This is a genomic window from Mariniblastus fucicola (assembly GCF_008087665.1).
Taxonomy (GTDB): domain Bacteria; phylum Planctomycetota; class Planctomycetia; order Pirellulales; family Pirellulaceae; genus Mariniblastus; species Mariniblastus fucicola.
The window spans coordinates 6,127,167-6,142,408 of the sequence record NZ_CP042912.1 but is presented as its reverse complement, the minus strand read 5'-3'; the positions used below and the strand labels follow the sequence as shown (position 1 = coordinate 6,142,408).

At 54.0% G+C, this 15,242-nt stretch carries 10 protein-coding genes; 8 read left to right on the top strand and 2 right to left on the bottom strand.

Translation table 11 applies throughout. The features are described 5' to 3' along the window. Positions 1-212 precede the first annotated feature (212 nt). Positions 213-1,487: a DEAD/DEAH box helicase gene (locus tag MFFC18_RS23050; RefSeq protein ID WP_238381183.1), complete on the top strand. Its 1,275-nt coding sequence runs from the start codon at positions 213-215 to the stop codon at positions 1,485-1,487. Positions 1,488-1,776: 289 nt separating this feature from the next. Here MFFC18_RS23050 and MFFC18_RS23045 read toward each other — a convergent pair whose 3' ends face one another. Continuing rightward, the gene (locus MFFC18_RS23045; RefSeq protein WP_148619070.1) at positions 1,777-2,022 is read right to left on the bottom strand and encodes a MoaD/ThiS family protein; all 246 of its coding nucleotides are present in this window, start codon (positions 2,020-2,022) and stop codon (positions 1,777-1,779) included. Positions 2,023-2,171: 149 nt separating this feature from the next. Here MFFC18_RS23045 and MFFC18_RS23040 point away from each other — a divergent pair, with 149 nt between their 5' ends. From MFFC18_RS23040 to MFFC18_RS23010, 7 genes are all read left to right on the top strand, one after another. Beyond that, positions 2,172-6,263, top strand: coding sequence for an outer membrane protein assembly factor BamB family protein (locus MFFC18_RS23040; RefSeq protein ID WP_075082793.1), 4,092 nt, complete (start codon positions 2,172-2,174; stop codon positions 6,261-6,263). Continuing rightward, positions 6,256-7,608: a hypothetical protein gene (locus MFFC18_RS23035; protein ID WP_075082794.1), complete on the top strand. Its 1,353-nt coding sequence runs from the start codon at positions 6,256-6,258 to the stop codon at positions 7,606-7,608. The genes MFFC18_RS23040 and MFFC18_RS23035 overlap by 8 nt, the downstream gene beginning before the upstream one ends. Before the next feature lie 100 nt (positions 7,609-7,708). Further along, complete coding sequence (locus tag MFFC18_RS23030; RefSeq protein ID WP_075082795.1) at positions 7,709-8,887, top strand: ABC transporter permease; 1,179 nt, start codon at positions 7,709-7,711, stop codon at positions 8,885-8,887. Continuing rightward, the gene (locus MFFC18_RS23025; RefSeq protein WP_075082796.1) at positions 8,887-11,202 is read left to right on the top strand and encodes a substrate-binding domain-containing protein; all 2,316 of its coding nucleotides are present in this window, start codon (positions 8,887-8,889) and stop codon (positions 11,200-11,202) included. Before MFFC18_RS23030 ends, MFFC18_RS23025 begins: the two co-directional genes overlap by 1 nt. 11 nt (positions 11,203-11,213) lie before the next feature. Next, a complete protein-coding gene (locus MFFC18_RS23020; RefSeq protein ID WP_238381184.1) occupies positions 11,214-12,164 on the top strand; it encodes an ABC transporter permease in 951 nt (316 codons plus the stop codon). After that, complete coding sequence (locus tag MFFC18_RS23015; RefSeq protein ID WP_075082797.1) at positions 12,161-12,886, top strand: ATP-binding cassette domain-containing protein; 726 nt, start codon at positions 12,161-12,163, stop codon at positions 12,884-12,886. The genes MFFC18_RS23020 and MFFC18_RS23015 overlap by 4 nt, the downstream gene beginning before the upstream one ends. After that, complete coding sequence (locus MFFC18_RS23010; RefSeq protein WP_075082798.1) at positions 12,825-13,592, top strand: HesA/MoeB/ThiF family protein; 768 nt, start codon at positions 12,825-12,827, stop codon at positions 13,590-13,592. Before MFFC18_RS23015 ends, MFFC18_RS23010 begins: the two co-directional genes overlap by 62 nt. A gap of 57 nt (positions 13,593-13,649) precedes the next feature. Here the strand turns inward: MFFC18_RS23010 and MFFC18_RS23005 are convergent, their stop codons facing one another. Continuing rightward, on the bottom strand, positions 13,650-15,236 hold the full coding sequence (locus MFFC18_RS23005) for an SBBP repeat-containing protein (protein ID WP_238381185.1): 1,587 nt from the start codon (positions 15,234-15,236) through the stop codon (positions 13,650-13,652). Positions 15,237-15,242: the final 6 nt, after the last annotated feature.

The following is a 15,242-nucleotide window of genomic DNA, read 5'->3' as shown; positions in this document are numbered from 1 at the left end:
TTGAGCCTTCTTGTAGCTCAGAATCGTCAACCCGGCTTTGCGTCGATCCATGTTCACCTCCTCGAACCGTAGCATCGTTGCGCTCGATCTTTGATTGCAGCCGAATGTTATCGACTTTTGTTCGACGCCCAACAGCTGCGAACCAGAACCCAAACGGGTGGTTTGATTTTCTACATGAAAGATATCAATTGAAAAGTTTTGACTCAATCGAAATGTACGCGCCACTGCAAAAAGCACTTCGCGAACTCAACTACGAAACTCCTACTCCCATTCAGTCACAGACCATTCCGCCAGCGATCGAAGGCGCCGACATTCTTGGTTGTGCCCAAACAGGCACAGGTAAAACTGCTTCTTTTGCGTTGCCAATCCTCGACTACCTTGGGCTTGAAGAACCGAATGTGATCTCCAAGCGACCGAATTCGTTGATCCTTGCTCCGACGCGCGAGTTGGCGATTCAGATCAGCGACAGCTTTAACGAGTATGGCAAACACATGCGGTTCAGCCAGGCACTCGTCTATGGCGGGGTAGGGCAGGGTAAACAGGTCGCTGCACTGAAACGCGGCGTGGATGTTCTCATCGCAACCCCCGGTCGTCTGGTCGACTTGATGCAGCAAAACCATGTCTCGCTTGACAACGTGCAAATTTTTGTGCTTGATGAAGCGGATCGAATGTTGGACATGGGCTTTCTGCCTGATTTGCGAAAAATTGTGGCTGCGTTACCCAAGCAGCGACAGTCCCTGTTCTTCTCGGCAACGCTGCCGCCCAAGTCGCGTTCGCTGGCTAAAGAGCTGCTGTTCAATCCTGTTTCGATCAATGTGACTCCAGAATCGCCCAGCGTTGAGCGGATCGATCAGAAAGTCATGCTGTTGGAAAAAGGAAAGAAGTTCACTCAGCTGGACGAAATCCTTTCCGGGAAATCGGCAAAACGGTCGATCGTTTTCACTCGAACCAAACGCGGCGCAAACCAAGTCGCCAAAAAGCTGGACGCAGCCGGAATTCGAGCGGTTGCGATCCATGGCAACAAATCGCAGAACGCTCGTGAACGAGCACTCGATTCATTTCGCCGCAACAAGGTTACGGTGTTGGTCGCAACGGATGTTGCGGCTCGTGGAATCGACATCGATGGAGTGTCACACGTGATCAACTATGACATGCCAGTGGAAGCTGAAAGCTACGTGCATCGCATTGGTCGCACCGGCCGCGCGGGTGCGGATGGCATTGCGATTTCTTTTTGCACGCCGACCGAGAAGGCGGAGCTGGTTGCGATCGAGAAATTGATCGAGCAAAGTCTGGACTGTGAGGAGCCGTTTGGCCCGATTCGCTTCGAGGCTGCACCGAAAAAGGGTTCCGGCAATTCGCGATCACGTCACGGAAACCGTGGCCGCAGACACTCAGGCGGCAACACTGGCGGTGGCGGATCAAGTCGCGCTTCAGGCAAACGTGGAGGTCAGAAATCACGTCGCCGCAAGACTTCGTCGGCGAGGTAGCAGTAATTCGCTAGTACGTGGAAGCAGCTTTCGTCACCGCGGAAGCTGCTCTCTCCGCGTAACCATCGCCGGGGACTCATCTTTTCGCCGTCACTGCCTCTCCGTGCAAAATGTTCGTTACGGATCGACGCAGTTCTTTTTGCGTCAATCGCCGGCAATGCATCGCTATTGATAGGCAGCCGCTTCGCCTGAACGGTTTCTCAGCTTGATCGCGGAAAGCGAAAAGAATCCGGTTTCAAGCCGGCAGTTACAAGCCGCTGCAACGTTCGCGAACCATCGTTCAAACTTTCTATCCACCCGCAAGCGGCGGCAAAAACACGACTTCATCGCCGTCGTTTAGCGTCGTTTGATCTTTGGCGACTTCCTGGTTGACCGCGGCGTTAGCGTGAAAAGATTCGAAGCGGACCGCATCGGAGTCGTCCTCGATCGACTTTTTCAACTCCGTGATCGTTGAGCCCTGTTCGACGACAATTTCTTTCTCGCTCCAGCCGAACTGCGAGCTCATAATGCCTGTGAGGCGAACTTTTATCTTCAACGTTTTTCCTTCGATGGTGCCTTTGGACTGACAGTTTAACGAGACGGTCTGACAAAATACGAAACGCGTATTAAGAATTCGCGATTATTGGCGAAGCCGCTTCTATTGGATCGGCAAACCGGATAGTTTCCTCTCAAGGGAGAACCAAAATGCCAATCAGAATTTCAATTATTGCCTTCGCGATTGTCCTTGTCTCAAACGTAGCTGCATGGTCGCAGTTGCAATCCTGGGAAACGTATCGAAGAGACTCCAAACGTTCCGGCGTCGTCGAAACCGAATTGACGCCGACCGGACTCAAGCCAGCCTGGAGCTGGAACGGAGAGCTGAAGCCGTTTCCCGCCTGGGATGGTCCGGCTCGATGGGATGCGTACAACCTCGTTCATGATCTGCCTGCGATGCGGCAGTACGATGCCTGTTTCTATCCGGTGAGCGACGGCAAGATCGCTGTCTTTGGATCTTCCAGCCAGGACTTCGTCAAAGCAGTCGACTTGCAGACTGGAAAACTGATTTGGCAATTCAATGCCGGCGGACCCGTGCGATTGGCTCCGACGATCGATGGCGACAAAGTGCTTTTTGGGTGCGACGATGGGTTCGCATACTGCCTGAACAAATCAAACGGCAAGCAAATCTGGAAATTCAGCCCTTCAATCGATCAGGGTGCCGAGCAACTGATGCTGATCAACAACGATCGTTTGATCAGTTACTACCCGATCCGCACGGGTGTGATTGTGCGTGACAATATCGCGTACTTCGGAGCATCGATGCTGCCATGGCGGGAATCGTATCTCTGTGCGATCAATGTCGAAACCGGAAAAGACGACGAATCAAAATCGACTTACGTGACGCGACATGAAGACGCGACGTTGGAAGGCAACCTGCTGATCGCGGATGATCGCTTGATTGTCCCTCAAGGCCGAATTGCTCCATTGCTTTTCGATCGTTCCACAGGTGCAAAAAAAGGCAGCTTGCCGGGTGGCGGCGGCGTGACGGCGGTCGTGACCGATGAAGGTGACGTTGTCCGGGCCGAAGGCGGCAAGCCATCTCGCGCTGGCCAAATGGCAGTGTTCCAGGGGAAAGAAAGAGTGGCCTCATTCCCTCGCGGACGGGCGATCGCAATTTCGGGCAGCGATTTCTTTGTGATTGATGGGCAGAAGCTGTTTGCTGCCAGTCGGGACACGAATGAACTGCGTTGGAGCTGTGAAGTTGATGAGCCATTGGAGCTGATCAAAGTCGGCAACGCGATCATCGTTGGTGGCGATCGTCATGTCACCGGCGTCAACGCGTTTGATGGCTCGGTGCTGTGGTCGGCGGAAGTCGTTGGTCGAGCTTTCGGCCTGTCATTCGCGAAAAATCATCTGATGGTTTCCACGGATCAGGGCCACATTCACGCTTTCGAGTTGGTGAACTCAAAGCTGGAAATCGCGAGCGAAAAAGATAGTTCCAATACAGAAAACAAAGCCTGGAAATCGCCGCCGGTTCCCAAGGTTCGCAAGAAAAATTTGCTTCACCGCTGGGTGTTTCATCGGGCTGGCATGACGAAAGACGGCGCCGCGGTTGAGGATCGAAATCTGCAAGGCGCTGTCGTTAAAGATCATGCGTCCGGCGTCGACCTGACGCTCAAAGGAACTGGAACCGCGATTCGAATCAACGATTCAGAAAAGCTTGAAGGCGTCGCCATGTCCGGTGGCTACTTTCCTCACAAAATTGAAAACACGGAATCACTTCCACGCGATGCGATCACCGTGGAAGCCTGGGTTCGAGTCGACGTTCCGCAACAGTGGGGCAGTGTGATCGGATGTTTTCAGGATGACGGCAACACGGAACATGGTTGGACGTTGGGCTACAAAAACGACCAGTTTTACATGGCGGTTGCGGGTGGCGGCAGCGGAATGACTTATTTGACTTCCAACAACGCGTTCGAGTCTCGCAGTTGGAACCATGTCGTCGGCACGTACAACGGGAACGAAACTCGAATCTACGTTAACGGTTCGTTGGCCGGATCGACGAATTCGGAGCAAGGCCCGATCAGCTATTCCGACAGCTGTTTCTTTACCGTTGGCAGCTATCGCGATTCCGACGAAGATTTTCCATTGCAGGGCGCGCTCCAGGAAGTTCGCGTTTACGGCAAAGCCATTTCGGCTTCCGATGTGACGAGGTTGTTTGAGGCCTCGGCGAACGAATTCGGAGTAACGTTGGGCGCGAGCAAGAAAACAAAGACAGCGACGAAGCCTGTTGATGAGTTGCCGCAGAACTTTCTTGCCTGGGGACCGTATACGAAGTTCGTCCGCCCAGGAGAAATCGAAGTCAACTTTGGAACGCACGAAAATGGGCCTTCTGTCGTTGACGTGATCATGGAATCCGGTGTGCGTCGGATCAAAAACGATGACCAGACGACGAACCATCGGGTCATTATCAAGGATTTGCCGCACAAACGCCAACTTCAGTTTCAAATATCTCAAAGCGCGGATGACGCGGCTGAAAAGACGGAATCGTTTCTGATCGATACGCATTTCGATTGGACGGAAACACTGCCAATGGCGACTCCGAACGCTTTTGTCAGTGAACTGATCGAGAAAGGTCCAAACACGCGTGGAATGGTGTTGGTCGTCGGTGCCGATCAGCAGCAAAAGGCGAAGGATATCGCGAAACAGTCGGACTTTCTGGTCGTCCTTGTTGAGCCTGATGAAGACAAGGCGACGAAGCTGAAAGACGAATGGTCGCAGGACGCGGAGGTCGTTTACGGTCCGAAATTTTGCGTCGTCAACCGATCTTTGGATGACTTGCCTTCTGCGTTTGCGTCGACGGTCGTTGCCGCGAAAACCAACAGCGAAGTTCGTCGTTTGGTTCGACCTCAAGGCGGACTGTTGCATGACGGCGAATCCGTGGTCTGGCAACGCGGCGGCTTGAAGGGATCGGGAACGTGGAGCCACATGTACGGAAGTGCTGACAACAGTGCTTACGGCGGTGAAGCTCTGTCGGGAATTTCAGATCGCAACCAACTCAGGACTCAGTGGATCGGCCGGCCAGGGCCTCGTTACCAAACCGATCGCCAGAACCGAAAGCCATCGCCGCTTGCGGCCGGAGGGAGAATCTTTCTTCAGGGCCAACAGCGGATGATCGCGCTGGACAACTACAGCGGTGCCGTTTTGTGGAGCGTGGAATCGCCGACTGTGATGCGATGGAACGTTCCGCACGATTGTTCCAACTGGTGTGCGGATGACGACGGCGTTTTCGTTGCGGCGGAACATCAAGCCTGGTTTGTCGACGGAAAGTCTGGCGAAATCGATCGGCAGTTTGACATTCCTGCAACCGACAAAGAGCAAAACCATTGGGGCTACATCGCTCGTCACAAGACGTCTCTGATCGGCAGCGTGGTGAAAGCTTCCGCCGTCTACACGCGTTGGTGGGGCGCATCGATGTGGTTCGATTCGACCGGAGGAAACGACACGCATGTGGTCGCCGGCGACAAGCTGTTTTCCATGAATGCCGAAACTGGAAAGCTGGATTGGGAACACGATGGATTGGTGATTCATCCGACAATCACAATCATGGATGACCGGATTTACTTCATCGAAAGCAAAACTCAGGCTCATCTGGATGGAAAGAAGCGAAGGCTTTCGCTCGACGGAAAACAGGACCACGACATCGTTTGCCTGGACGCCGATTCAGGTGCAGAACTGTGGCGTTACCAGCTGGATCCGTTCGCAGGCCACCTGTCGAGTCTGTACCTTGCCGGCGGTGGCAAGAAAGACATTCGGGCGTTGGTGTTGGTCGCGTCGGAGGCAACGAAGAAGATCTTCACGGCTCAGGCTTTCGATCCTTCCACCGGAGAGAATCGTTGGTCGACGGAAATCGATTGGGAGGCCACGCATCACGGGAAACATATTTCTCGCCCGGCGATTCAGGGCGACTTGATCTACCTTCGTCCTGAGGTTTTGCAATTGGCTGACGGCGAAACGATGCACCGCGGATTTCCTGGCGGGCACGGTTGTTCGAGTTACACTGCAAGTTCCAATGGAATTTTCACGCGGCTTGGCGAGACGACATGGTGGGACGCGAGAACGCAGAAGGTCAATCGTTTCAAGCGGATTCGAACCGACTGTTGGTTGAGCGTCATTCCGGCTCAAGGCATGTTGATTTCGGCCGAAGGCGGTGGCGGCTGTTCGTGTGGATCGTGGCTGGAAACTTCACTTGGATTTTTGCCGCGAAACGTGGACGAGGATCTACCTGACGATGAGTGAGCGAAAGTTGATTCGGCGCAACATCCTCAGAGAGCAGATGATCCGTCTGGGCAGAACCGGCAAGCGTACAATCGCGAAAGGCCGTCGCGTGAGTCCGTACCTCGTGCACCGTTTTGGCATGATGGCTTGCGTTCTGCTGTTCGTCTGCATAGGCGTTGGCGAATCATCAGCATCAAACAATCAACCAGCACCGCGATGCAAGTACAGCGTCCGCGACGTTGCTTTTGTCAACGTGCACGGCAAAACCTGGCAACTGGATTTGGTCAAGCCCGACGGCGTTTCTGATGTGGATTTCCAGAATTGGAATACGGTGTTGAAAGCCAAATTGCCAACCACGAATCTGGGCTACGCGTGGCACGAAAGTGATTCAGCGGAAGCCATCCGCTTGGTGGGCGGCGATCCCGATTTAGATTCGACGCCAAAAATGTTTTTGACCAACTCGCAAGGCCACGTCATTCCTGTCGCCGACGGAGGCGAGCCATTTGAACAACGGGTTGATCGTCTGGTTCATTCTCCTGTTCGAAAAAAACTGCTGCACCAACTTTCGGAATCGCTTTGCGTGTTCATGCTCATTCGAGGCAACGATGTCTCGAAAAACGAAGCCGCCAAGGAAACAATCACCGCCGCGATTGAGCAGACTGAAAAGCAGATGTGGATGATGGATAAGGCTTCGGACAATGGTCCTTCTGTCGTCGAAGTTGACTTTGATGATGCCGCCGAAATTCTGACGCTAAAGTCAATCGGGATCGATCCGGACGCCGATGGAACTTTCCCTGCCGTCGCGATCATGTTCGGTCAGGCCAGACGATTGGGTGATCTGATTCCTCACGACCAAATCGAAAAACAGAAGCTGGTTTCGTTGGCTTCGATTTGCGGTAGCGATTGCGAGTGCGAACTGGATCGTGAGTGGCTCTACGGCGACCAAATGCTTCACGATTGGCCGATTGAACTTGAACGTCGAACGGAAGAAGGCCTCGATTTTGATCCTCGGTCAGCGTTCGTGATGGCCGAAGTTGCTCAAATTTTGCAAAAGAACAGCGGCAGCGTTTCCGAAAGCGGTTTGATTGATCTGGGAGCCGGATTGATGATCCACAATCTGGACGAACCGGAACCTGAAGCGGATTCGGACGTTGAACCTGAAGTAAACGTAGACGCAGACGTATCAGAAACCACGACCGATGCCGATCACGCTGCAGCAAAACCAGTCGCCGATTCACCGATCGACGATTCCGATTCGGAAGTCGATACAACCGAATCATCCTCGGAAATGCCATGGTTTTTGTTCGGCGGACTGGCGTTGGTAGCTCTAGTCGTCGTCGTGGTTCGGATGCGCCGCGATGGATAATTAATCAGTCGATGCCATACCTCCGTGCTTTCGTGAGCTTGCCTCGGAATTCAGTCCTCAGATCAAACAACCGCCAATTCAAGAAACAATTTGTGAAATCGTGAATCCATTTACGCTGACAATTCAGGAGATCTTTCACCGAAAGAACTCGAGTCTGCTGACCGTGTTGCTGGTCGCGGTCATCACGGGCACGATCACGTTCTTTGTCGTCAACAGCAAAGGCTTTGAAAAAGAAATCGGCCGCAACGTTCGCGACATCGGATCAAACATCGTGATCCTTCCGGCAGACGTCGATCAGTTCGCTTACCATCAGCAAGGCGGCATCAACGAAGAGACGATGCCCTACGCGGTCGTGGATCAACTGGTCGAGTTTCGAGCTTCGTTGAACCATCTGATTCCGATGCTCGAGCGCAATGCTCAATGCCAATCAGAAAATGAAACTGTGGAAGCTCGAGTCGTCGGGCTCTCGGCATCCATCCCTGTTCCCGGTCGACCGAAGGCGCCGATGCAGAAGGCGATCGCGAAAGGCAAAGTCCAAATCGGATCGGCGCTTGCAATGCGGCTCAAGATTTCTCGCGAGAACAAAAACGCCACGATTTCAATCTCTGGAAAGTCGTTTCCAGTCGATCGCGTGAATCGTGGCAACGGCACCTGGCAAGACTCGGCGGTCTTCATGGAACTGCATTCGGCTCAGGAATTGTTTGGGTTGCCTGATCAAGTCAGTCGCATCGAAGCCATCGAATGCACACAGGAAAAATGCGAGGAAACGGGCCTTCAATCGGATGTCGTGCTGACCAACGAGTTTGCTCGAATCACCGACCAGGCAGCGTTGCTTCGCCGCGAGCAAATGGCAAGTGCCCGGTTGAATGTTCGCGCCTTAAGTCAGCAGAACTTGGCTCTGTTGAAGAATCTCATGTGGACGTTCCTGGCCTGTTCGATGATCGCATTGGCGACTTTGAACACGATTCAACGCCAGCCAGAAATCGGAGTCCTTCAATCGGTTGGATTTGGCCAAATGAAAGTCGCGACACTGTTCGTGCTGCGGTCGCTGATCCTTGGTGTGTTCGGCTGCATCATCGGCATCGGTGTTGGGTCGCTCGGATCGCTCTGGCAGAGCAAACAGCTTTTCGCAGCGACGGGAAAGAAGTTTGCGATTGACTGGAATGCGGGGCTGACGATCGGCCTGGTTGCGATTGCGTTGTCAGTCATGGCCTCGGCGATTCCCGCTCTCTGGTCGGCGTCGCAACATCCGGCTGATTTGATTGGAAAGGAAAACTGATGTCCGATTCTGTGCTGATCGCCAAAAACCTGTCTCATTCGTTCAGCAGTGCCAACGGCGAAGTGACTCCATTTGAAGACTTGAGCTTCGAGATCCAGAAATCAAAAATCGTCGCGGCTCGTGGCGAAAGTGGCTGCGGGAAAACCACGTTGTTGCTGATTTGCGGTGGCATGAGGTCACCGTCGAAAGGCGAAGTCATGCTTGACGGTATCAACCTGTACGGCATGTCAGCATCAGCCCGCGTGAAGTTTCGTTCGCAAAAACTGGGGTACCTTTTTCAGACGCTCGAGCTGATTCCCTACCTGTCGGTTTTGCAGAACGTAAAGTTGGCTCGTGGAGTCAAAGATGATGTGGCCCGGCATTGGCTAACACGATTGGGGCTCGAAGACCGGATGTCGCACAAGCCAAACGCTCTGAGTCACGGCGAACGTCAACGAGTCGCGTTGGCGCGTTCGATCGCGCACAAACCTTCGCTGCTGATTTGTGATGAGCCAACAGGAAACCTTGACGATGAGAATGCCCAAATCGTTTTCGGCGCGTTGCGAGAATTCGCCGACGATGGTGGATCCGTTCTGATTGCCAGCCATGATGCGGCTGTCGATTCATTGGCCGACGAAGTGTTGAGTTTGGGGAAAGCGACGAACGTGAAAGACGACAAGACGACCGAACCCGCTGCTGCGATCGAAAAGCCAGACACGATTGTCGGTGCTCCAAAACCGGCTGCACGAACTGGATCGGTTTCCCGTTTGATGTTATTCGTGATCGGCTCGATTCTGTCGGTCGCGGCACTCGGCGTCGCGGCCTTGAACCTTCGTCCGGAAGCTGCACGCAGCGATCGTGTTTCATCGCAAACTGTTCGGGTTTACTGTGCAGCCGGTGTCGCCAAGCCAGTCGAAAAAGCCATCGAAAAGTACAACAGTCAGTTCGGCGGCAACGTCGAAATCGTGCGAACAGGCGGTTCGGGCGAGCTGGCGGGTCAAGTCAAAACAGAGTTCGAAACGGGCGTCAAAGCCGCGGCTGATCTGTATCTTTCGGCCGACGATGTTTTGCTTGAGAAAGCTCACGACGATGGCGTGATCGCCGAACGTTTTCCGGTTGCTGAGCAGCGTCCTGTGATCGCAGTTCGAGCCGACGAATCGCGTGATTTGAGCTCGTTGCAAAAGCTGATCTCCACCGACGACATCAAGTACGGTTTGGCTTCTGATCGTGCCGCCGTCGGGAAAATCGTGCGTAAAATTGCACAGCGTGAAGGCGTGCTCGACGATTTGGAGACGCGCAAAACAACCGACGCAGAAAATGTCATGACGCTGGCTCAAGCCCTGGCGACTGGCAGCCTCGATGCGGCGATCATTTGGGACACGACCGTGAATCAGTTGAATCAGGTCGACGACTCGCCGGTGCTGAGAATCGCTGCTTTCGCTGACGAAAGTAATGAGCTGAAAAGCAAAATTGCGATCGGCGTTTTGAGTACGACTTCTCAACCCACGCCGGCGCTCAAGTTTTGCCGATTCCTCTCCGGCGCGACGGATTCAAAGAACGCGTTCGAGCAATTCGGTTTCAACTTTGTTCAGGGTGATCGATGGGAGGAAGTTCCCGAAGTGCATCTGTACTGCGGTTCCATGTTCACGCCCGTGCTCGAAGATTCGGTGCGAGAATTCGCTACGCGTGAAGGAGTGAACATTTACCCGCGTTGGCAAGGCTGTGGAAAGCTGGTGGCTTCGATCGAAGGCACCGAAGATCCAGACCTGTTTCCCGACGCTTTCCTGGCGTGCGATATCTCGTTTCTGCACAAAGTCGAAAACTACTTCGAGCCTCACACGATGGTGAGCTCCAACGACATCGTGATCGTTGTTCGAAAAGGGTATGCATCAAAAATCAAGTCTCCTTCAGATTTGCTCTCGGGAGATGTGCGGTTTGGAATTTGCGATCCGCAGCAATCGGCTTTGGGTGCGCTGACCCGAGAGCTGCTGGTTCATCCGCCCTACGAAGATCTCTATGAGCAGATTTACGAGAAAGCCAGCGTGATCGTGGATGTCGGACCGACGTTAATCAGTCAGCTAATGGCCGAAGGGCTCGACGCGGCAATCGTGTATCGATCCAATGTTCTTGCCGACGAAAAAGGGGCATCTCTGCTAGAATTGGTCGAGATCGAATCCGAGCGAGCAACTGCACGGCAACCGTGGGCGATCTCGAAACAGACGGGTAACTCGCAATTGATGAATCGCCTCCACGAGTGGATTTCGCGTGACAAAATTCGCAGTCGGTTTACCCAGTTCGGCTTTCGTGAAACGCTTGGACGAAAAACTCTAGACTGACGCGATTCATTTTGAAAAACGAACCCACTGCAAACCGGAGCGATGGCTCGGAGAATCTGAAACTTCCTTCGCACTGGAACAAATCTTTCTGGGCCGCGATGTCGTTGCTGGGCGGACTGTATATCGCTCTGATCGTCGCGATGCTGTTAGCGGACTTCCGATTCGCAGACTGGTCCGACTTCCGCGAGTTGTTGGGTGATGAGAAAGTTCGGTATTCGATCTGGTTAAGCCTGATCTCGTGCACGATTTCGGCAATTCTGTCGATTTGGGTCGCCGTGCCGACCGGATACGTTCTCGCGCGGTTGGGGCGGGACGCCATCGGACGACGTTTTCCTCATGGTTCGGTCCTTGGGCGATTGGCGATTTGCGCTCGCTATTGCATCGATACGTTGCTGGATATTCCTATCGTCTTGCCACCGTTGGTCGTCGGAATCAGCCTGCTGGTTCTGATGCAAACGCCGTTGGGAAGAATTGCTGACGACGGAGCGACGTCTTTGTTTTCCGGCATTGGATTTCCAGGAATTCGCGGGATCACTTACGAAATCCCGGCCGTGATTTTGGCTCAGTTTACAGTCGCTGCCGCGTTTGCGATTCGGACCATGCGTGACACGTTTGAGCAGATCAATGAGCGACCTGAACGCGTTGCCTGTACTCTGGGAGCGAGTCGCTTTCGCGCCTTCGCCGATGTGGCATTGCCGCAAGCGTGGCGCGGGACCGTGGCTGCGTTTACGCTCGCGTGGGCACGATCACTTGGTGAGTTTGGACCAATTCTGATCTTTGCCGGAACGGCGCGAATGAAGACCGAAGTTCTTTCGACGACCGTTTACCTGAACTTTCAATTCGGCAATTTGCGCGGCGCGGTCGTGGCCTCACTGATTCTCGTTACACTGGCCATTATCGTCCTGATCGCGACCCGATTTTTGACTCTGGGCGGCGGTAGCCAGCGGGGAGTCATCGCATGATCGAACTTTCCAACGTCCACATTCGGCAAGGAGACTTTGAACTCTCCGGCCTCAATTTTTCAATCGACGCCGGTGAATACGCCGTGCTGATGGGCCCGACGGGTTGCGGTAAAACGACGATTTTGGAAGTGATTTGCGGGCTAACCAGAATCAAATCGGGCACGGTCGAACTCGATGGCGTGGATGTAACCGGTTTTCCGCCGGCGAGGCGTGGGATCGGCTACGTGCCGCAAGATCGGGCGTTGTTTCCGACGATGCGAATTGACAAACAGATTGAATTCGGTCTGCTGGTTCGTGGGGCGAGTGGAAAGGCTCGCCAACGTCGAGTGGATGAACTTGCGGAGCTAACCGGGATCACAAGTTTGCTCAATCGCTATCCGCAAGGGCTTTCCGGCGGTGAATGCCAGAGGATCGCTTTGGCCAGAGCGTTGTCGTTTCGGCCGCGATTGATGTGCCTTGATGAACCGCTAAGTGCGCTCGACGATACGACTCGAATCAGGATCGCTGAACTGTTGCAAACGATTCACCAACAGGAACAGGTGACGGTGCTTCACATTACGCACAATGCCGACGATGCGGTTCGGCTGGGCACGACTCACTTCCGATTCATGCCGAACAAACAGATACAACATGTTGACAAAGACAGTGTCGAGAAACTGAATGAGCGAATTACCGAAGACACCCGCCCCGTCGTTGACCGAAGAAGAGAAGTCAACTTATGAGTGGCAGATTTGGACAGAAGATTTCGGCGAAGAAGGCCAACGGCGACTCAAGAACAGCACCGTATTGATTTCTCGATGCGGTGGACTGGGCAGCGTCGTTGCCTACGAGCTTGCTGCGGCAGGTGTTGGCCGGCTGATCATTGCTCACGGCGGAAACGTGAAGCACTCTGACCTCAACCGCCAGCTGCTGATGACGCACGACTGGTTGGGTAAGCCACGAATCGAAACGATCGAACGCCGGTTGAAGGACCTCAATCCGCGAATCGAGATTGTTCCGATTGCCGCAAACCTGGACGATGAACTGGCTGAAAAATGGGTCCCGCAATCCGACGTTTGCGTAGGTGCGGCGCCGCTATTCAAAGAGCGGTTCGCGATGAACGATGCCTGTGTTCGGCACGGTAAACCGCATGTCAATTGCGCGATGTTTGACACCGAAGCAACGATCACCACGTTTCCTGCGAGCGGCGTTCCGTGTTTGCGATGCCTGACGCCCGAGCTACCGAAGTATTGGAAGCGTGAGTTCCCGGTTTTCGGAGCGACTTCCGGAACGGTCGCTTGTATCGGTGCGATGGAAGCGATCAAGTTGCTGGCCGGATTCGGTCAGCCGCTGCACAGCCAGATCCTGCACTTCAATCTTCGCACGATGGTGTTTGAGAAGCTCGCAATCTCGCCAGACGAAAACTGTAAGGTCTGCGGCTCGAAGTAGTCTTGCGTGCCGCGAATCAGCGTCGGCTTGGTCGTATGGAAAGCTTCATTTCACGAGTCAGTCCGAAGTCTTCTTGAGTTTCGCAAGGATCGTATCGCCCGCGTAGCATCCTCCCTGATAGCACAACTCCTTGCCTCCACCGCCGCCGGCGAAGTTTGGCTGATGCGAGTTGATTGCTGGCCAGCCCGGTCCATTTGTTGAACCAACAATGTAGATGTTCTCGTTCGCGTCGACGAAGCAGGACCGTCCGTCATCGTAACTCTCCGCGCCCAGATAACTGCAAAAACTCAGTCGCGAGAAATCGGGCGAAAGAGCCACAATCGTTGCATCGCTCTGTTTCGACCGTGAGTCCTGAATCGCGTTTGAGGTCACCGGAAAATCGCTCGACAAAGTTTTCCCTGCAAAAATCAGTTCACCCGACTTGCTCACGTAAACACCGTCGATTCCGTCCTGGTCGCTTCCTCCGACGTACGTGCAATGCATCAATTTTCCGGTCGGAGAAAACTTCGCCGCGACAACGTCTCCTTTTCCTGCCACCGTTTTTTGAAACGCACCCGCAGTGACAGGCATGTCGTCCCCGGACGTCTCCGTGACCAGATATGAATTGCCAGACGCATCGACCGCGAGGTTGTGAGTACTGTTTCCGAACTCGTCGCCGACACCGCCGAAATACGTTCCGAACATCAGCTTTGAACCGTCCGGTGCCAGTCTCGCCACAAACGCATCGGTTTTGCCGTTGTAGGTCGAGTCATGCACGTTCGCGGTGGTGGGCACGTCGTCCGACCGAGTCGTGAAATTCAGATAGACGCTTCGATCTTCGCCAAGCCGCAAACCACAGTTCGGGACTTCATCGCCTGAGCCACCGAACCATGTCGCCCAGCGCACGGACTGACCGTCGCCAGCGATTTTCATCGCTCCAATTTCGACGCCGCCAGCGGGAGATTTCTGAATCCCATTCTGGAACCACTCCTTTGGCGGCAACGGGCCTTTTCCTGTGTAGTGCAGCGGCACGTAAATGTCCCCATCGCGATCAATCGACAGGTCGCGGCACAACTGACCGACGCCTACATAGCTGGCCCACTCAAGTGCTGAGCCATCGGGCTTGAGCTTGGCGACAAACGAATTTTGCATGCCATAAATGCCGTTGTCCGTTCCCTGAAACTCGGTTTGAATCGCGTCTTTGGTCACCGGAAATCCGAGCCCGCCTCTACCGCTCACGTAGACGAATCCTGCATCATCAACCTCGACAGCGTAGGCTCGATCGTAGTTCGGTCCACCCAGGAGCGTCGACCAGATCAGATCGCCGCTGGCAGAAAATTTGCAGACGAAAGCATCGCAGTAGCCACCGCTGCCGATTCGTTTTCCCGATTTGTCGTGATGCCGCTGTGACGCTCCTTCGGTCGTCGGGAAATCGCTCGATCGAGTGCCGCCGACCAGATAGATGTCTCCTTTTGAGTCCACGAATACGTCCCGAGCGTGCTCCCAACTGGAACCGCCGAGCATTGTCGAAAACTCAATTTCATAATCGTTGCCTGACGCCGAAGCTGCTTGTAGAAACGCGATCAGAATGACGAACAGCGAATAGGTGACTCGCATCGTAGGGTTCTCAATTCGTAAAAGGACTGAAGTTGGCAGCCGTCGCATGGCTTC